Origin of the sequence: Microbispora sp. NPDC049633 (assembly GCF_040675265.1) — a bacterium.
GTDB lineage: Bacteria > Actinomycetota > Actinomycetes > Streptosporangiales > Streptosporangiaceae > Microbispora > Microbispora maris.
This window is the reverse complement of the sequence record NZ_JBFAOO010000044.1, coordinates 1-16,747: the sequence shown is the minus strand read 5'-3', so window position 1 is coordinate 16,747 and position 16,747 is coordinate 1. Positions and strand designations below refer to the sequence as shown.

Below are 16,747 nucleotides of genomic sequence, written 5' to 3'. Positions count from 1 at the left end.
GCCTCAGCCCGGCACAGGCTACGCCTGGCGGATGGCCTCGCCCTCGATCTCGATCTTGACCTTCTTGCCGACGAGTACGCCACCGGTCTCCAGGGCCTGGTTCCAGGTCAGGCCGTACTCCTCGCGGTCGATCTCGGTCTCCGCGCCGAAGCCGAAGATCTCCTGGCCCCACGGGTTGTTGGCGGCGCCGTTGAACTCGACCTTGAGCTCGACCTCCTTGGTCACGTCACGGATCGTGAGGTCGCCGACGAGCGTGAACTCGTTGCCCGACAGGCCGCTGACCCGCTTGCTGCGGAAGGTGACCTCGGGGAACTTGTCGGCGGCGAGGAAGTCGTCGCTCCGCAGGTGGCCGTCGCGGTCGGCCGCACCGGTCTCGATCGTGCCCGCCTTGATGACGACGTCGACGCTCGACTCCAGCGGGTTCTCGGCAATGACGATCTTGCCCTCGTAGTCGGCGAAGTGACCGCGGACCTTGCTGACCATCATGTGCTTGACGACGAAGCCGACGCGCGTGTGGGCCTTGTCCAGCGCGAACTCGCCGGCCGTCGGGACCTTCAGGCCCTCCCACTCACGGATGCTCATGGCTGCTCCCCTGATTGTTGCTGTGCGGATGTCTCACTCAGCAAATGTCTACCGGAAAAATATTCCTCGCGTCAACTATCGTGCCGTAGACTTGGACCATGGACCCATTCGACGACCCCCGGCTCACGGCGATGGGCCTGTTCGCGGAGGTATTCGCCGGGCTGTCGAGCAAGACCAGCCCGACCCTGGCCGCCGCAGGACTTTCCGAAGTCGACTTCGAGACCTTGATCCGGCTGGCCCGATCGCCGGAGCGGCGGCTGCGGATGAGCGACCTCGCGGCGCAGACGTCCCTGTCCACCAGCGGAATCACCCGCGTGGTCGACCGCCTGGAACGTGACGGACTCGTCGAACGGCATGCCTGCGCCAGCGACCGCCGCGCCTCCTACGCCGTGCTGAGCACCGCCGGAGCGGAGCGGCTGCGCATGGTGCTCCCCCAGCACGTCGAGGACATCGAGACCTGGTTCACCGGGCTGCTGACCGACAACCAGCTCGCCGACTTCCTGGAGGCGCTGCGGGTGATCCGCGACGTCGTACGGCCCTGCGCGACGGCCGGCGTACGGGAGACGAGCAGGGCCCCGCGGGCCAAGACCGGCTGAGCCCGCCGGAATCGGGATTCGGGGGAACTGACCGGACGGACTGGCGTAAACGATCGATTTCTGGTGGACTCCGTAATTCAGGAAACGGCTCCACGACAGCCGACGCAGTCCCCCGTACCCGAGCCCATGGAGCGCCCGTGCGTTTCCCCTCACACGCACTCGCCGTCCTCGCCGCCGCGGCCCTCGCGGTTCCCGTCGCCGCTTCCACCCCCGCCTTCGCCGCGGCACCGGCATCTCCGAGCCCCAGCCCTAGCCCGAGCCCGAGCCCGAGTCCGACGCAATCGCCGACGCCCGCCGCGACCAGCTCGAGCGTCCCGCAGCCGGTGGTCACCGTCACGAAGACGGTCACCCCCCCGGCGGCGATGCCCACGACGACGAAGACCACGAAGACCACGACGACACGGCCGAAGACCGTGCCGAAGGACGCCGTCCAGGTGACGGTGAAGAAGATCGTGGACGGTGACACCGCGGATGTCGTCACCACGAGCGGCCGGACCGTACGGATCGGCCTGCTGGAGGCGGAGGCCCCCGCCAAGGGCGTCTGCTGGTCCCCGGAGGCCACCGCCCGGCTGAAGGCCCTGCTGCCGCCCGGCAAGCCGGCGTACGTCCGGGCCGCCGAGCAGGTGCCCGAGCAGGAGCGCATCCTGATCTACGTGTGGTCGGGCAAGGGCGTCTACGTCAACGGCGACATGGTCAGGAACGGCCTGGCCCAGACGGTGAACTCCTTCCCCGAGCACAGCTACACCGAGTGGCAGTACTGGGAGCAGGTGCGCGCGCAGGTCGACAAGCTCGGGCTGTGGTCGGGCTGCTGGGCCGCCGACACCTACGACAAGCGCGGCGGCGTCCAGGCCCCGCCGGGGGCCGGCGCGGCGACTCCGGCGCCGATCGAGCCCGTGGACGCGTCTCCGGCGCCGCCCGGCACGACGTACTCCCTGGAGCCCATTCCGCCGGGCAGCACCGCCGGATCGGTCGCCGCGGTGCGGCCCTCCCCGAGCCCCGCGTCCAACTCGACGCCGAGTCCCACGCCCAGCGCCTCGCCGAGCCCGGGCGCCTCGGACGGGTCGCTCGACCCCAGATACGGCACCTGCGAGGAGGCGAACGCCGCCGGGTTCGGCCCGTACCGACGCGGTGTCGATCTCGAGTACGACTGGTACATCGACCGCGACAGCGACGGCCTTGTCTGCGAGACGTGACGCGGCGCGTCAGTTCACGCTCTTGCTCGCGTCGGGCACGACCAGGTCGCCGCGCAGCTTGGCCATGCCCCGCGAGACCGAGCTCTTGACCGTGCCCACGCTGATCCCGAGGGTCCTGGCGATCTCGGGCTCGGTCATGTCCTCGTAGTAGCGCAGCACGATCGCCGTACGCTGCCGCGCGGGGAGGCGGTCGAGCGCCTGCTCCAGCTCGTCGTACCGGTGCCGCGCGTCCTGCTGCGCCGGTACGTCGGGCAACTCGTCGGAGGGGTACTCCTCCAGCTTGCGCCGCCGCCACCAGGAGATGTTGATGTTCACCATCGCCCGCCGCACGTAGCCGTCGAGCGACGAGCGGTCGCGGATGCGGTCCCACGCGAGGTACGTGCGGGCGAGGGCGGTCTGCAGGAGGTCCTCGGCGTCGCTGGGGTTCCCGGTCAACTGGTTCGCCACACGGAGCAGGGCCGCCCCGCGACACTGGACGTACGTGCGGAACTCCTCATGGTTCACGATCAGGGATCACCAACCCGGCCAGAGAGGCATCTCGTGCCAGAATCGCAGCCGCGCTCCCGGATCCGGCTGAACCGAAATCCAGGTTTCGCACCCGCGTGGGCAAAGACCGGGCAAGCCGGTGGCGGCCCGCTCGCGCGTGCCACACGTCCTGTCGGGCAGTGGTTTGCCCGAAACGGGTGGCAACGCCTTGCACCGGGAGGAGGAATATTGATCCCGGACGCCACCATCGCCCGGAAAACGACCTCTCCATCCCCGTCCGGCGTGTGAGGCTGGAGGACGTGGAAGGGGCGATGCCGAATCGGGCCGGAGAGCGACGGCGGAAGCTGGCGGCGGCGGTGCTCGGCCGTGACCCCGGGCCCGCGCCGCGGTCACCGGAGGAGACGACGCCGTTCGACGTGGTCAGCGGCGACCTGCTCGACGTGAGCCCGCACCTGATCATCCTGGAGACCGCCGGCGGCGAGCAGCGGCGCCTGGTCATCGCGCCGTGGGCGACCGCCTGGCGCGGGGGCACGGTGGCGCCCGCCGACCTGCCCGCCGGGTCGAGGGTCGTCGTCCGGGCGCTGCGCGGCGGCACGGTGGCCGAGCGCGTCTGGGCCGACATCACCCGGATCACCGGCGTCATCCGGGAGGTCCACGGCCGCCGGGATCTCACGGTCGAGCTCGACTGCGGTCCCCATCGCCGGGAACGCTCCATCGTCGTTCCGTACCGCTCCTCCGGGCGCATCCGGGTGCGGCACCCCAAGCTGGAGCCGGGTTACCTGTTCGACGCCATCGGGCTGTCGGACCAGGGCGCGACGTTCGCGCACCTCCCGGCGACCTCGCAGCCGCCATACCGGGCCACGGCCGCGCCCCCGTCTCCGCCGGCGTACGGAGGAGGCCAGGCGGGCATCTCGGGCACGGCGGTGTGGGCGGATCTTCCGGACTTCGCGGAGGAGGGCGTCGCGAAGGGGGTCGCCTACCCCATGCTCGAACGCGAGGACAGCGGCTGCGACGACGCCGGCGTCTCCTGCGCCGGCCTGCCGTACCTCGCGATGGGGTCGCTGCTGCGCGTACGCAACGTGTGCGACGGCCGGACGGACGTGCTGCCCATCGTCGCGTGCGGGTGCCTCACGGGGCGGTTCTGCGACCGGTGCCTGGAATGCGGCACGTCCCCGCGCGGCCGGGTCGTGGAACTCGCCGCGTCCTCCTATGTCGCGCTCGGGGGAGACTTGACCAAGGGCTGCTTCAACGCCCGCGTCGGATTGGGGTGACCGGTGCTTTCGACCATCGCGGCTGCCGCGCTGCCGATCCTCGTGGTGACACTGGCGCTGGGCGCAGTCACCAAACTGGCCACGGCCGGGCGCGAGGCGTCGCCCGGCGTGCTGGCCCGGCTCGGCCCGGCGGTGCTCATGCCCGAGCGCCTCGCCAGGCCCGCCCTGTACGTCTGTGCCCTGGTCGAGCTCGCGCTCGCGACCGGCCTGCTGGCCGTGGATCACCCGGCCGCCCGGTGGCTGCCGGTCGCGTTCTTCGCCGTGGCGACGTACGTCCTGTGGGACCTGCGCAGGCGACGGCCGGACGCGGGGTGCGGCTGCTTCGGTGAGGTGAGCGCCGCCCCGGTCGGGCTGCGGTCGACGGGCCGGGCGGCGGCGCTGACCGCCATGGCGGCCCTCGTCGCGGTCCAGAACGCCACGGGGCTGCCCGCCCTCACCGGAGAGACGGCCGCCTGGGCCGGCGGAGGCGTCGTCCTGCTGCTCGCTCTCTCACCCGAGATCAACGAGATCGTCTCGCGCCTGCGTCACCGTGTGCCGTGCGAGCAGCGGCCGATGCCGGCCGGGCGTGCCCTGTCACGCCTGCGGGCCAGCGAGACGTGGCGGGCCCACGCCGGGTCGCTGCGGACGGACGAGCCGTCCGACATGTGGCGTGAACTGTGCTGGCGCTTCTTCGTCTTCCCGGCCCAGGGCGACGCGGAGGTCGTCTTCGCCGTGCGTCTGAGCGGCCGCCGCCCCGACGTACGCGCCGCCGTGGTCGGCGCCGACGGCCACGTGACCTCGGCCGATGAGCGCGGCGATGCCTCTCTGCGGGAATCTACGCCTGTATCGGCCTGACGCTATACACGCGTAGATTCCCGCATCGAGGTCTTTCACTTCAGCTCTCTACGGCTCTCTAGCTTCCCCTCTAGAAAGCCGTAGAGAGGTCGATGGGCGCGCCGCTCAGAGCGGCTGCGCACGGAGGAACCTCCCGAAATGCGGAACGGTGAACCCGATCACGCCGCGCTCCGCGCTGTAGATCAGGCCCTTCTTGATCAGGCTGTCGCGAGCCGGGGACAGGCTCGACGGCTTGCGCCCCAGCGTCTCGGCGACCTCGGCGGTCGGCACCGGGTCGTCGCCGAGCTGGGCCATGGCGTGCATGTAGTCCCGCTCGGCGGGCGTGGCCCGCTCGTATCGGCTGCCGAAGAAGCCCACCGCCAGCTCCTCCTCGGCCTCCGGGGCGGACACCTTGATGTCCTCGGCCGTGATCGGGCTGCGCGGAGCGAGGTCCCAGGCGACCTTCCCGTACGCCTGGACGAAGTAGGGGTAGCCGTCGGCCGCCTCGTACAACGCGTCGAGCGCGTCGGGCGTGAACTCGACGTCCTCGCGGGCGGCCGGGGCGATGAGCGCCAGGTCGGCGGCGTCCCGGTCCAGCCGGTCGATGCGCGCGTACCGGAACAGCCGCTCGGAGTAGCTCTTGCTCGCCGACAACACGCTCGGCAGGTGGGGCAGGCCGGCGCCGACGACGATCAGCGGGCCCCCGTTCTGCGACAGCTCGTGACAGGCCGCGCACAGGGCCGAGACGTCCGGCGCCTGCACGTCCTGCATCTCGTCGATGAAGAGCGCGATGCCGACGCCGAGGTCCGTCGCGACGCCCGCGGCGTCGACGAACAGCTCGGTCAGGTCGATCTCCAGGTCACCCGAGTCGGCCCGGCCGCGCGCGGCGGGCACGTCGATGCCGGGCGACCAGTGCGAGGTGCCCTTCGCGGCGGCGGGATCGCGCATCGCGAACGCCTTGAGCACGCCGAGGAATTCCTCGATGCGCTCGGGAGCGCGGTGCCGGGGGGCGAGCTCCCTGATGGCCATGTGCAGCGCGGCCGCCACCGGGCGGCGGATCGACTGGTCGGGCCTGGCCTCGATCTTGCCGGTCCCCCACAGCCGCTGCATGGCCATGGACTTGAACGTGTTGAGCAGGACGGTCTTGCCCACGCCGCGCAGGCCGGTGAGGACCATGCTGCGCTCGGGGCGGCCCCGGGCCACCCGCTCCAGCACGATCTCGAACTGCTGCAGTTCGCGGTCGCGGCCGGCGAGTTCCGGGGGGCGCTGGCCGGCGCCGGGGGCGTAGGGATTGCGCACGGGGTCCACGCTCTCGGACTTTATGACGGGATATAGCGGCCGTCGTAGATTTCCGTAGAGAGTGCTACGGCGTGTCGCCCGGCGCGGCCGCGGCACGCACCGCGCGGCGGCGGGCGGAGCCTGGGCCGGGACGACCGGGACGACAACGGGCGGAGCCGGGGAGGGCACGACCGGATCGTCGGTCACGGGAACGGCGGCAGCCGGAACCGGGGCGGCGGACACCGTAGGCACAGCCATCACACACCCCTTACCTGGCAGGACTCGACCGAACCCGTGTTCGATCCGATGGGCATGACTGTAGCGCGTCATCGAACACCTGCGCGAGCTTTCCACGAAAGCTCCGTCAAACGCCGTCGTTCGGCGACACCCTGCTGGGGTTTCGTGGTCCGGCCGGTCTAGCTTCACCAGTCCCGTTCGGCGAGCCTCACCCACATGTCGGGCTCCCCGTTGATCGCTCTGGCGTCAGGCAGCCGCAGACCCGCGCCGGCGCAGCAGTACGCCAGGGCCTCGCCGTCGTAGAGATACTCGATGAGGATTTCAGCGGTCGGTTGCTCTGGATACGGACTGCCGCCGCCGGGGTGGGTGTCCCACTCCACGATCTCGCCGTCCCTGGCGACGCTCCCCTGGTTTCCGCTCTTGGGATTGGCGTACATGGCGTAGCAGACGGTCCCCGCCGACAGGCGCTCCGTGACGCCGGGCGTGGACGGTCCATATCCCCACGGCTGGCTGACGACGCAGCCGCCGGGCACATCCGTGATCCCGACGATGTCGAGGCTCTCGTCCATGTAGGACCAGGGATCCTCCGCGATCTCCTCGACCTCGGCCGCGTCGGCCGGGACCGCTGCCAGGCGGCGCACCGCTTCCGCCGCGCTGATCCCGGCGACACATGCCAGCCCCATGCCGTCGTACTCGAATTCCCCCAGGGCGGCGACCATCCGCCGGGCTTCGGCCACGGCGGCGGCCTCGGCATCGGACAGGCCGGGCCTGCCGGCGAGGTCGCCGAACAGACCGGGGGTCGGTGTTGCCAGGCTCAGCCGTCCGGGCGACCAGCCGTTCATCATCGGCCGCCACGGATCGGCACCGGCCTCGGCCAGGATCCGGGCGTTGTCCGGACGGTTGGCGAAGACGGCCGTCCACAGTGCCGTACGGCCCTCGTGCTCGGCGTCCACGTCGTCGACGCGCGCGGCCAGCTCCGCCACCACATCGGGAGAGCCGCATTCGGCCGCTCTGTGCAACGGCGGCCCGTAGTAGACGTCGCCCGAATTGGGATCGGCGCCCGCGTCGAGCCGGGCGCGGATCAGCCGCAGACTCTTCCAGGCGTCCCAGCCGATGCCGGACCAGTCTGCTTGGGCGACAGCCATGATGCTCCCTCGGTGAGTAGGTACGCCGATCATGGCGCGGCCCACCGACAATTTCGCCTGGCTGTGCGCTCCGGCCCGTCAACGAGGCACTGGCTGTGCGCTCCGAGCCGTCAACGAGGCACGTGCGGGAGCACGAGGGCCGCGGCGGCGGCCAGGGCGATCAAGCCCAGGTAGGCGAGGACGAGCCGGGTGTCCCTGAGATAGCACTTGCTTTTGGTGAGCCCGGCGCGGCGGGCCCGCCAGTATCCGGCGAACCCCAGGGCCGCGAAGCCGAGCACGGCCCAGGCTCCGAACAGCCAGGCGAGCAGGGCCACCGTCGCGTAGACGCACAGCTTCAGCGGATCGTACGGCTTGGCCTGCCCGCCCTCGGACGCCTGGGCCGCGAGGGCCTGCTCGTACGCGACCCCCGTCGGGCCCGTCTCCCCGTCGCCGGACTCCCCGCGCGGGAGGCTCACGTGATCTCCAGCAGCGGAAGCCGTACGCCGGGGTCGGCCGCGGCGACGGCGGACAGGCGCTGACGCGCGAGCGCCGGCCACGCCTGGACCGCGCAGAACGGCGCGCACTGGTCCTGGTCGGAGCGGGTGCCGACGTGGACGCAGCACTGGACCAGCCGCTCCTCCAGCATCGTGGACATGTCCATGAAGGGCTTGATCGTTATGCGCACGACCCGTTCGCCCAGCAGCCGGCGCAGCCGCTTCCTGCGGCCGGGCAGGGCCGATGACGCGAGCGTCAGCAGGGTGGTCAGCCCGAGGTCGCAGTTCTCGCAGATGTCGCGCCAGACCTTGCCGATCTCGGGGTGCGACAGCGACGACTGCTCCGACAGCAGGCCGAGCAGCGACTCCTGCACGGCCATGCGGAGCTGGCGGGGGATCTCCGCGTCGGCGATGCGGTTGGAGACGAGCCCGAGGTTCGCCTTGAGGCGGTCGTGCCCGATCAACGCCGTCAGCGAGCGCCACTGGTCGGCGTCATCCTTGACCATGTAGCCGACCGAGCAGCAGTGCGGATGCGAGCAGGGCAGGGCGGTCAGGTCACGCCAGGTGACGAGGCCGTCCGTCTGGGGGCCGAGGCGCTTGAGCACACCGGTGTGGGTGAGCCGCTCCATCGGGTCGATCACCCCGGACCGCCCCGACCCGAACTGCGGCTGGATCGACACGCCGCCGACGTACGGCGTCTCGAGGGCGAGGCGCACCACGTCGCCGATCTCGCCGTCGTTCACTCCGAGGGCGGCCGTCATGACGAGCGTGGTGAAGATCTCCCGCTCCGACAGGCGCCGCAGCGCCTCCGCCTTCTGCCGCCGCAGGTCACCGCCCCGGTGGTGCCGGGACGCCTCGGCCGACACGCCGTCGTACTGCAGGTAGATCTCGACGCGCTCGCGGTGCTCGGTGAGCAGGTCGAGCAGGGCGTCGTCCCGGGCCACCAGGAGGCCGTTGGTGTTGATCAGGATGCGGGTGACGGGCCGGGCCGTCAGCTCGGCGAGCAGCTCGGGCAGGTCGGGGTGGAGGGTCGGCTCGCCGCCGCTGAGCATGAGCACGTCGAGACGGCCGTTCTCCCGGGCCAGCCGCTGGTCCACGTTGGCGAGCACCTCCCGGACCGGCACGATTCCCCGCAGGTCGGGCGAGGAGTCGGTGAAGCAGGTCGGGCAGCGGAGGTTGCACGCCTCCGCCACGTCCTCCAGGAGGATGCAGGTGTGCTGGGTCTGCATCTCCGGCAGTCCCCGCAGGTACGCCTCCGGGACCGGGTCGAAGTTCCCGGCGACGTCGGGCAGATGCGCCTTGGTGGGTGCGGTCCACTCCTCCAGGTAGGCGAGGATCTCCGGGTCCTCGTCGTAGAGGGTGCTGACCATGCCGTGGCTCCGGCAGCCGCGCTCCAGGTAGACCCGCCCGTCGCGGGCCGCGAGCCAGCCGGACAGGCGGGGCACCTCCGCCAGCGGGCGGTCCGGCCGCTCGTCGTGGCAGCGGGGGCAGAACGCGTTGACGTAGCGGAGGATGCGGTCTCCCCGCAGGGGCATTCCCGTGCTCACAGGGCACCGTCCGTGTACAGCGAGGGGTTGACGCCGGTGCAGAAGCCGGCGGTGAAAATCGTCATGAGCGCCCAGCCGATCATCAGGCCCAGCCCGAGCCCCCGCGACCAGGGCCTGCGCAGGAACAGCAGCAACGCTCCGCCGCCGAACGCGATCGCGGCGAGGATCAGGGATCCGCCGATGAGCGCGATGTTCTTGTTGTCGCTCGCGACTCCGTCCGCCGCCGCGAGGGTCGCGAGGAAGAGCACGAAGTTGATGACCACGTAGGCCACGATCCCCACGAACGTCATCGCGACGACCACGGCGGTCGAGTTCTGCGACGCGGGCGGTCCGTACGGCCCGCCTGGACCAGGCCCACCCGGGCCGTAGGGCGGCGGCGCACCCCACGGCGGCGGGCCACCCGGACCATGCGGCGGCGGGATGCCCGGCCCCTGAGGCGGTGGCGGCGCAGGGGGGCCGTATGAGGGCGGCGGACCACCCGGGCCATGAGGCGGCTGACCACCCGGGCCGTACGACGGCGGTGGGCCGGTCGGCCCCTGGGGCGGTGGCGGGTTGGCCGGACCGTGCGGCGTGCCGGGAGGCGGCGGTACCGGCGGACGTCCGGAGGGAGCGTGCCGCGGATCGCCCTGCAGCGGATCGCCGTGCCGCGGATCGCCGTGCCGCGGCTCGTCCGGCGGCCCGGAAGGATCGCCCTGGCGCGACTCGTCCGGCCGCTCGGGGGGCTCGGGGGGTGTGCTCATCTCTCCTCCTCGCCCGCAGGCGACAGCCGGGCGCCCAGTGACAGAGGTCGCCGCTCGCCCCGGCGGGGGAGCAGCCGATCGTAGAAGCCCTTGCGATATCCGATCCCGAGGCGGACGGCGAGGAGCGCGAGGCCCGGGACGAGGAACCACTGCGGGCGGGTCAGGTCGAGCCAGACCGTCTCGTTCGCCCTGGTGAACTCGACGAGGAACCGGAAGGCGGCGTACGCGCCCAGATACAGGGTGAACAGCTCCCCCGGCCGGTCGACCCGGCTCCGGGCCCACAGCAACGCGCCGAAGGCGGCGAGCTGGAAGACGGTCTCGTACAGGTACGACGGGTGCATGGCCTGCCCGGTCACGCAACCAGGGCATTCCGGCACGGTGGCGGGTGCGTGGACACCCCAGGGAAGGCTCGTGGGACGGCCGGGGGCCTCCGTGAGGAAGCAGCCGATGCGGCCGACGGCCATGCCGAGCGCGACCGCGGGCGCGAACAGGTCGCCGGTGCGCTCCCGATAGCCGATCAGCCGTTTCGCGACCAGCACCCCGACATATGCGCCGGTCAGGCCACCGAGGATGCTCCGGGCGCCGAACATCCACGCCTCGACGAGGCCGGGGTTGAGCGCGAAGTCGAGATGCTCGGCCCACCCGGACAGCCGCATGCCTATCGCCCCGCCGACCAGCGCACCGGTGACGGCGACGAGGGACTCCTCCCGCAGGGCTCCCCGGCGCCGTGCTTCCAGGACGAACACCACGCTCGCGAGGATCACGCCGAGGCCCACGAAAAACGCGTGGGTCGGCACGGTCACCCCGCCGAAACGCAGTTCCTCAAGCACGACGCCACCCTAGCGGCGGCGCACGCCGATTCCGATCGTCAATTCGTACGGCTTGCGCCCCTTCCATGTGTGGATTCCGGTTCTATGCGGCGAGCGTTGACCGCCGAGCTTCATCCACAGGAATCCCGTTGTCCACAGGAGTGTCGCGCGACCGCCGTCGCATGTCTCGTCCACGGGTAGCCTGCGCCTATGACCTCCTTGTGGAATCGCAGGTCAGTGGTAGTGATGGCGGCTCTCGTCGGGATGACCGGCTGTGGCGGGGCCGGCGACGCGGGCGCGTCCGCCACCGCCCGGACCCGGGTGTCCGCGACCGCCCCGGCTGCCCCGGCATCGGACTCGCCCATGCCCACCGCCTCCTCGGCCGTGCCGGTCTCGTCCGCGCCCGTCACGCCCTCGGCCGTGCCGGTCTCGCCCACGCCCGAAACCGGGCCCACACCGAGCCCGAGCGGGCCGCCTCCCTTCTCCGCGAAGATCGAGACGGTGTCCCGTGACGAGGTCCGGCACTCGTGGCGTCCGGGCTGCCCGGTCCCGCTGAGCGGGCTACGCAAGATCACGATGACCTACTGGGGCTTCGACGACGAGGCGCACACCGGCACCCTGGTGGTTAACAAGAAGGTGGCCGAAGACGTGGCCTCCGTCTTCAAGAAGCTTTACGAGCTTCGCTACCCCATCCGCCGGATGGAGCCCGTCGACGTCTACAAGGGCAGCGACTACGAATCCATCGAGGCCGACAACACCTCGGCCTTCAACTGCCGCAACGCCACCGGATCCGGCAGCTGGTCCAACCACGCGTACGGCCTCGCCGTGGACCTCAACCCCCGGGAGAACCCGTACGTCTACGCGAACGGCTCCAACGCCCACCGCAACGCGGACGCGTTCGTGGACCGGCCGCTCAAGAAGCCGGGCGTGATCAACAGCGGAGACCGCGTGGTGCGCGTCTTCGAGCGGATCGGCTGGGGCTGGGGCGGCTCGTGGTCGGGCGCCAAGGACTACCAGCACTTCTCCGTCAACGGCCGCTGAGACCGGTGCCGCGCAAGCCGCCGCCCTGCGGGCCCCGCCCATCGCGTACGGCGCGGTGGGCGGGCCCCGCCGGTGACCCTGTGAGAGGCCGGCAGGGCTGAGCCGTAGTCCGCCGGGGAGCCCACGCCGGTGACGAGACGACCGGTTACGGCGTGACCGGCCTGCCGCCGAAGGTCACGACAAGGTGGCCGTCCGAGGCGAAGGACCAGCCCATGGCGCCGGCGTAGGAGGAGCACCGGGACCCGTTCGAGCCGGACCAGAACTGGTTGGAGCCGTCGGCGTTACCGACGGTCTTGTCGTTGGACCCGCTGCCGCTGCGGCACGAGGTGTTGTTGCGGAACACCGAGGTGCCGGCGTCGAAGGAGAAGTTGCGCTCGGCGTTGTCGATGCCGACGTTGTTCGAGATCGACATCGTGCCCGGGTTGCTGTTGTAGGTGAACCCGTGGTGGCCGTTGCGGTAGGCGATGCTGCGCCGGACGATGTGGTTGACGGAGATCTTGTCGCCGCCGAGCTTGTAGCCGTTGCGGTCGCCGGCGCCGGCCTGGCTGCCGTCGGTGAGGGTGCCGTTGTTGTAGGACAGGGAGTCCTCGATGGTCACCGGCCCGATGGCTCCGGTGTCCGTCTTGGTGTAGAGGTCCCAGCCGTCGTCGATGTTGTTGTGGGACACGGTGTAGCGGAAGACGTTGCCGGTGCCGGTGGTGAGCTTCGCGGCGAAGCCGTCGGCGTCCTCGCCGTCGGAGTCGGCGTTGTCGTGCGACTCCGCGCTGAGGATGAGGTTGTTGGACGGCCACTGGTCTCGGGGGGTGTCGGAGGCGATCCGCCCGAGCTGCAGCCCGGTGTCGCGATTGAACCGGGTCACCGTGCGTTCGATGACGTTGTTGCTGCCGCCGACGTAGATCCCGTTGTCGCCGGCCCGCTCGACGACGATGCCGTACACATGCCAGTACGAGCCGTTCACGACGAGTCCGCGGTTCGACGAGGACTCGCTCTGGGCCGAGAAGTTCAGCACCGGAGTCTCACCGGGGTAGGCGGACAGGGTCTTGCGGGCGTTCGACGTGCCGTTGTTGCCCGGTGCGATGGTGATCGTCTGCGCGAAGGCGTACCGCCCGCCGCGCAGGTAGATCGTCCCGCCGGGGGCGACGCGTGTGAGCGCCGACGTGAGGGTCGTCGGGTCGGACTGCGTCCCCGCCGCGCCATCCCTGCCGTTCGGCGACACGTACACCGCACCACTCGACGGCGTCGTCGAGGGCGAGGGTGAGGGCGAGCGCGTGGGGGTGGGTGAGGGCGAGGGCGAGCGTGTCGGGGTGGGCGACGGGGTGGGCGACGGGGTCGGTGACGAGGTGGTGGCAGAGCCGGTGCAGGTGACGCCGTTGAGCGTGAACGAGGCCGGCTTGGGGTTGGACCCCGACCACGAGCCGTTGAACCCGATGGACACGGACGCCCCGGCACCGATCGCGGCGTTGTAGTCCACGTTCGTGGCCGTGACGTTCTGCCCGCTCTGGCTGAAGGTGGCCGACCAGCCCGTGCCCACCTTCTGACCGCTGTCGGGGAAGGCGAATCCGAGCGTCCAGCCGTTGATCGCGTCGCCCAGATTCTGGATCGTGACGGCGGCGGTGAACCCACCCGGCCAGTCGTTGGTCGTGTAGGTCACGGCGCACCCGGTGGCGGCCTGCGCCGTTCCGGCGGTGGCCACGCCGGCCAGAGCGACGACTCCGGCGAGGGCGCTGATCACCCCGGCACCCGTTGTGGTTCTGCTTCTCAAGACCGAACTCCTTGCAGGTCGCGCAGGGCCCCTGACCGAGGAATTACTCCCGACCCCACAAGGGTTTTCGTGCACCTGAACTGGATTCACCCACAGGAACACCGCGCATCAAGTTACGATCCCGCCGATCGCCGGTCAACGCCGGGCCGCGGCGGCTTTCCGCCCAGGGCGGCCCTCACTTGCGCAGGGATCGCTGGCGACAGGAACGGGACTCCGGGACCGGCTGAAACGTTCAGGCGGGAATTCGGAGAACAAGACGGCAGTCGCCGGCGAACGCGGTGTTCATCGGACCGCCGCCGGAGAGGTCGCCGCCCAGGCGACCTGCCGTCGCCAGACCGCACACCCCTGACGGCGGCGCCCTCCTGCCGGTACCGACGCACCGGCAGGAAGGCGAGCCGAGCCCGGTGAGAACGTGATCGGGGTAACAGCTACCACCACCCGCACCGGCGACGGCGCGAGAAGGAGAACAAGCTGATCACGTGCCCGCGCTCACGGGGCGCAGGAGGTGAGCTCCGGACGCGGGGGCGTGCCGGTCCGGGCGCCCAGGAAGAGGCTCGCGCAATCGGCCATGAAGCGCGGGTTCTCCTCGGGGACGAAGTGCCCGCTGTCGGGTGCCACCACCGTGCGCACGTCGTCGGCGACCTGGCGGAGCGAGTCCGCGACTCCCGGCCCGAAGGAGTACTGACCGCCGATCCCCAGCACCGGCATGGGCAGCCGCTTCGCCACGTTGGCCTTGTTGTTCTCCGCGTCCGCGGTGAACGCCCGGTAGTACTCGTACCCCGCGGTCCGCCTGGCCGGATCCGCGTAGGCCCGGTAGTACGACTCGCGATCCACCGCGTCCTTGCGGTAGCTGAAGTCGAACATCATCCCGAGATACGTGCTGACGTCGTCGTTGTCCATGATCCGCTCGGGGATCGGCGCGGGGGACATGTTGAACCGGAAGTGCCAGCTCACCCCGTAGAGCTCCTCGAGACCGAAGCCGGACAGCGGCGACTCGATCATGGCGAGCCGGGTCACCTCGCCGGGGAAGTCACGGGCCCAGGGGTAGGCGATCAGGACGCCGAGGTCGTGACCGACGATCGCCACCCGGTCGAATCCCAGCTGGCGCACGGCCTGGCGCACCCGTCGCGCGGTGGTGACCTTGTCATAGCCGCCGGCCGGCACGGCCGAGTCGCCCAGCCCCGGCAGGTCCACGGCGATCACGGTGTGATCGCGGGCGAGCTCGGGCATCAGCGGGCGCCACATCAGCCACGTCTGCGGCCAGCCGTGCAGGAGCACGACGGCCGGTCCGGACCCGCCGATGACGTAGTGAACGGCGCCGCCCTCCACGACGACCTTGCCGTGCCTGAACCCGGGGGCGAAACGCGCCGGGCCCTCCGCGGGCTCCTTGGCCGTCGCACTCGCGCCCGCACCGGCGGTCATGCCGAACACGGCGACCAGGGCGACGAACGCGCCGGCGGTGGCCCGCCACAGTCTCCTGGTACGCGACCCCGCCCCCGGCGCCCGCCCGGCTGTTTCCTCCAGTGGCATATGTGTTTCCCTTTCCCGAGCAACACGATCGCGGGGCGGCCGGCCTGTGTGGCGGAATCGGCCGCTCACCCACGAGCACGGCCATGATGAGCGCCGCGGGCCGCGGCTCCGCCGGCGTCAGATGATCGATCGCAGCCTGCACGACCTGAAGTCGCGTGGGCTTCTCCCGTCGTGCTCTCTGGGAAACAGGCCGTCGTGCTTCTCTGCGGAAAAGGAAGGAGCGGCCATCCCCGAACCGCGCACTCGATCGGGGGGTCAGGCCCGGTTTCGTTCGCGCCCGGCAGCGAACCGTCGAATCCCCCGGGCGATCAGCCAGGTTTCCGCGGCGAACATCGGCAGCGCGAGCAGCGGTCCGAGCAGGAGCGCTTTCTCCAGCGAGGATGACCCGCCACAGTCGAGTACGCCGCCTTGCTCGTAGAGACCGCACTGGACGCCCCGGATCAGCCACATCGCCACGAGCCAATCCGCGATCCCGAGTGACATCAGTGCCACGGCGGCCGGCAGCACGAGATATACGGCGATGTTCTCTCTCGACGTGGTCGCCCGGACCGGAACGCGTTCACGATGCCGGCCCACCGGTTCCCGGATCACGACATCAGTCAATCAGGCACTTGTGCGGCGCCCGTGGAGAGATCGTGAAGAAATCCACCACCCGGCACCCGAGAGGAGCCGAGCAGGACGGCCGGTGGGCCGACACCGAAACGACAGAGGGAGGACAACGCCCGCTCCTCCGGCCGCAGGAAGCGGGCGTCTCTCCAGATATGACATCTCCTGATTCTCCGGATAAAGGGGAATCACGAGTGAGGGCTCACACGCTAACGGGCTTCGGACTCGACCTTCGGAAGGATCGCTTACCGGTTAATAACGATCGGCCTACGACCCCGTCACGTACGACCGGTCCACAGCGGCGACCATCAGAGCAACGGGGCGGCGGACCGCACTCAACCGCTGCGGCAAGATGGGTGCATGGCGGCGAAGGACGGCGACGGCTGGGCCCTGTGCGCGCTGGGACACCAGCACTGGGGGCTGTACGGCGCCGCCGGCCTGCTCACCGTGCACCACACCCTCGACGGCATGCCGTACGTGCTGATGCAGAAGCGGGCCTGGTGGAGCCATCACGGCGGGACGTGGGGGCTGCCCGGCGGCGCGTGCGACGGCCTACTTTCGGGTTGCTAGCCCATGCCCCTGGGAGGTTCGAGAGTGTTCAACTCCGCCGATGACGTCCTCAAGTTCATCCGGGACGA

Annotated in this window: 17 protein-coding genes; 6 read left to right on the top strand and 11 right to left on the bottom strand. The window is 70.7% G+C overall.

All coding sequences use genetic code 11. The annotated features are described in order from the left end of the window. Positions 1-18: 18 nt before the first annotated feature. Positions 19-582 carry a YceI family protein gene (locus AB0J39_RS14250; protein ID WP_169984049.1) on the bottom strand — a complete coding sequence of 188 codons (564 nt, stop codon included), beginning with the start codon at positions 580-582 and terminating at the stop codon, positions 19-21. Between the two features lie 98 nt (positions 583-680). Here AB0J39_RS14250 and AB0J39_RS14245 point away from each other — a divergent pair, with 98 nt between their 5' ends. Beyond that, positions 681-1,178: a MarR family transcriptional regulator gene (locus tag AB0J39_RS14245; protein ID WP_363464214.1), complete on the top strand. Its 498-nt coding sequence runs from the start codon at positions 681-683 to the stop codon at positions 1,176-1,178. Between the two features lie 323 nt (positions 1,179-1,501). Then, positions 1,502-2,371: an excalibur calcium-binding domain-containing protein gene (locus tag AB0J39_RS14240; RefSeq protein WP_363464213.1), complete on the top strand. Its 870-nt coding sequence runs from the start codon at positions 1,502-1,504 to the stop codon at positions 2,369-2,371. A 9-nt stretch (positions 2,372-2,380) separates the two neighbouring features. Here the strand turns inward: AB0J39_RS14240 and AB0J39_RS14235 are convergent, their stop codons facing one another. Beyond that, a complete protein-coding gene (locus AB0J39_RS14235) occupies positions 2,381-2,881 on the bottom strand; it encodes a SigE family RNA polymerase sigma factor (RefSeq protein ID WP_363464278.1) in 501 nt (166 codons plus the stop codon). A 287-nt stretch (positions 2,882-3,168) separates the two neighbouring features. Here AB0J39_RS14235 and AB0J39_RS14230 point away from each other — a divergent pair, with 287 nt between their 5' ends. Both AB0J39_RS14230 and AB0J39_RS14225 read left to right on the top strand, forming a co-directional pair. Continuing rightward, positions 3,169-4,128, top strand: a complete 960-nt coding sequence (locus tag AB0J39_RS14230) for a hypothetical protein (protein ID WP_363464212.1) — start codon at positions 3,169-3,171, stop codon at positions 4,126-4,128. Between the two features lie 3 nt (positions 4,129-4,131). After that, positions 4,132-4,962, top strand: a complete 831-nt coding sequence (locus tag AB0J39_RS14225; protein WP_363464211.1) for a MauE/DoxX family redox-associated membrane protein — start codon at positions 4,132-4,134, stop codon at positions 4,960-4,962. A 105-nt stretch (positions 4,963-5,067) separates the two neighbouring features. Here AB0J39_RS14225 and AB0J39_RS14220 read toward each other — a convergent pair whose 3' ends face one another. From AB0J39_RS14220 to AB0J39_RS14195, 6 genes are all read right to left on the bottom strand, one after another. After that, complete coding sequence (locus AB0J39_RS14220) at positions 5,068-6,249, bottom strand: ATP-binding protein (protein ID WP_142567879.1); 1,182 nt, start codon at positions 6,247-6,249, stop codon at positions 5,068-5,070. Positions 6,250-6,641: 392 nt separating this feature from the next. Next, the gene (locus tag AB0J39_RS14215; protein WP_363464210.1) at positions 6,642-7,601 is read right to left on the bottom strand and encodes an ankyrin repeat domain-containing protein; all 960 of its coding nucleotides are present in this window, start codon (positions 7,599-7,601) and stop codon (positions 6,642-6,644) included. A gap of 110 nt (positions 7,602-7,711) precedes the next feature. Further along, positions 7,712-8,056 carry a hypothetical protein gene (locus tag AB0J39_RS14210; protein ID WP_363464209.1) on the bottom strand — a complete coding sequence of 115 codons (345 nt, stop codon included), beginning with the start codon at positions 8,054-8,056 and terminating at the stop codon, positions 7,712-7,714. Then, the gene (locus AB0J39_RS14205) at positions 8,053-9,621 is read right to left on the bottom strand and encodes a radical SAM protein (RefSeq protein WP_363464208.1); all 1,569 of its coding nucleotides are present in this window, start codon (positions 9,619-9,621) and stop codon (positions 8,053-8,055) included. Before AB0J39_RS14205 ends, AB0J39_RS14210 begins: the two co-directional genes overlap by 4 nt. Next, positions 9,618-9,911 (bottom strand): hypothetical protein, encoded by a 294-nt coding sequence (locus AB0J39_RS14200; RefSeq protein WP_363464207.1) that lies wholly within the window; start codon positions 9,909-9,911, stop codon positions 9,618-9,620. Before AB0J39_RS14200 ends, AB0J39_RS14205 begins: the two co-directional genes overlap by 4 nt. A gap of 446 nt (positions 9,912-10,357) precedes the next feature. After that, entirely contained in the window at positions 10,358-11,191 is an 834-nt protein-coding gene (locus AB0J39_RS14195; RefSeq protein WP_363464206.1) for a prolipoprotein diacylglyceryl transferase family protein, read from the bottom strand. Between the two features lie 225 nt (positions 11,192-11,416). Here AB0J39_RS14195 and AB0J39_RS14190 point away from each other — a divergent pair, with 225 nt between their 5' ends. Continuing rightward, positions 11,417-12,211, top strand: a complete 795-nt coding sequence (locus tag AB0J39_RS14190; RefSeq protein WP_363464204.1) for a M15 family metallopeptidase — start codon at positions 11,417-11,419, stop codon at positions 12,209-12,211. A 145-nt stretch (positions 12,212-12,356) separates the two neighbouring features. Here the strand turns inward: AB0J39_RS14190 and AB0J39_RS14185 are convergent, their stop codons facing one another. The 3 genes from AB0J39_RS14185 to AB0J39_RS14175 form a co-directional block, all read right to left on the bottom strand. Next, a complete protein-coding gene (locus AB0J39_RS14185) occupies positions 12,357-13,973 on the bottom strand; it encodes a cellulose-binding domain-containing protein (RefSeq protein ID WP_363464202.1) in 1,617 nt (538 codons plus the stop codon). 489 nt (positions 13,974-14,462) lie between these two features. Then, the gene (locus AB0J39_RS14180) at positions 14,463-15,503 is read right to left on the bottom strand and encodes an alpha/beta hydrolase (protein ID WP_363464201.1); all 1,041 of its coding nucleotides are present in this window, start codon (positions 15,501-15,503) and stop codon (positions 14,463-14,465) included. Positions 15,504-15,758: 255 nt separating this feature from the next. After that, positions 15,759-16,106 carry a hypothetical protein gene (locus AB0J39_RS14175; protein WP_363464199.1) on the bottom strand — a complete coding sequence of 116 codons (348 nt, stop codon included), beginning with the start codon at positions 16,104-16,106 and terminating at the stop codon, positions 15,759-15,761. Between the two features lie 363 nt (positions 16,107-16,469). Here AB0J39_RS14175 and AB0J39_RS14170 point away from each other — a divergent pair, with 363 nt between their 5' ends. Continuing rightward, positions 16,470-16,679, top strand: coding sequence for a hypothetical protein (locus AB0J39_RS14170; protein WP_363464197.1), 210 nt, complete (start codon positions 16,470-16,472; stop codon positions 16,677-16,679). The last annotated feature ends 68 nt before the right edge of the window (positions 16,680-16,747 follow it).

What these genes read in the sequence shown, in the direction of transcription:
- AB0J39_RS14180 (WP_363464201.1), bottom strand. Translation starts at nt 15,503, where the DNA reads ATGCCACTGGAGGAAACAGCCGGGCGGGCGCCGGGGGCGGGGTCGCGT.
- AB0J39_RS14170 (WP_363464197.1), top strand. Translation starts at nt 16,470, where the DNA reads ATGGCGGCGAAGGACGGCGACGGCTGGGCCCTGTGCGCGCTGGGACAC.
- AB0J39_RS14245 (WP_363464214.1), top strand. Translation starts at nt 681, where the DNA reads ATGGACCCATTCGACGACCCCCGGCTCACGGCGATGGGCCTGTTCGCG.
- AB0J39_RS14230 (WP_363464212.1), top strand. Translation starts at nt 3,169, where the DNA reads ATGCCGAATCGGGCCGGAGAGCGACGGCGGAAGCTGGCGGCGGCGGTG.
- AB0J39_RS14200 (WP_363464207.1), bottom strand. Translation starts at nt 9,911, where the DNA reads ATGACGTTCGTGGGGATCGTGGCCTACGTGGTCATCAACTTCGTGCTC.
- AB0J39_RS14250 (WP_169984049.1), bottom strand. Translation starts at nt 582, where the DNA reads ATGAGCATCCGTGAGTGGGAGGGCCTGAAGGTCCCGACGGCCGGCGAG.
- AB0J39_RS14215 (WP_363464210.1), bottom strand. Translation starts at nt 7,601, where the DNA reads ATGGCTGTCGCCCAAGCAGACTGGTCCGGCATCGGCTGGGACGCCTGG.
- AB0J39_RS14190 (WP_363464204.1), top strand. Translation starts at nt 11,417, where the DNA reads ATGGCGGCTCTCGTCGGGATGACCGGCTGTGGCGGGGCCGGCGACGCG.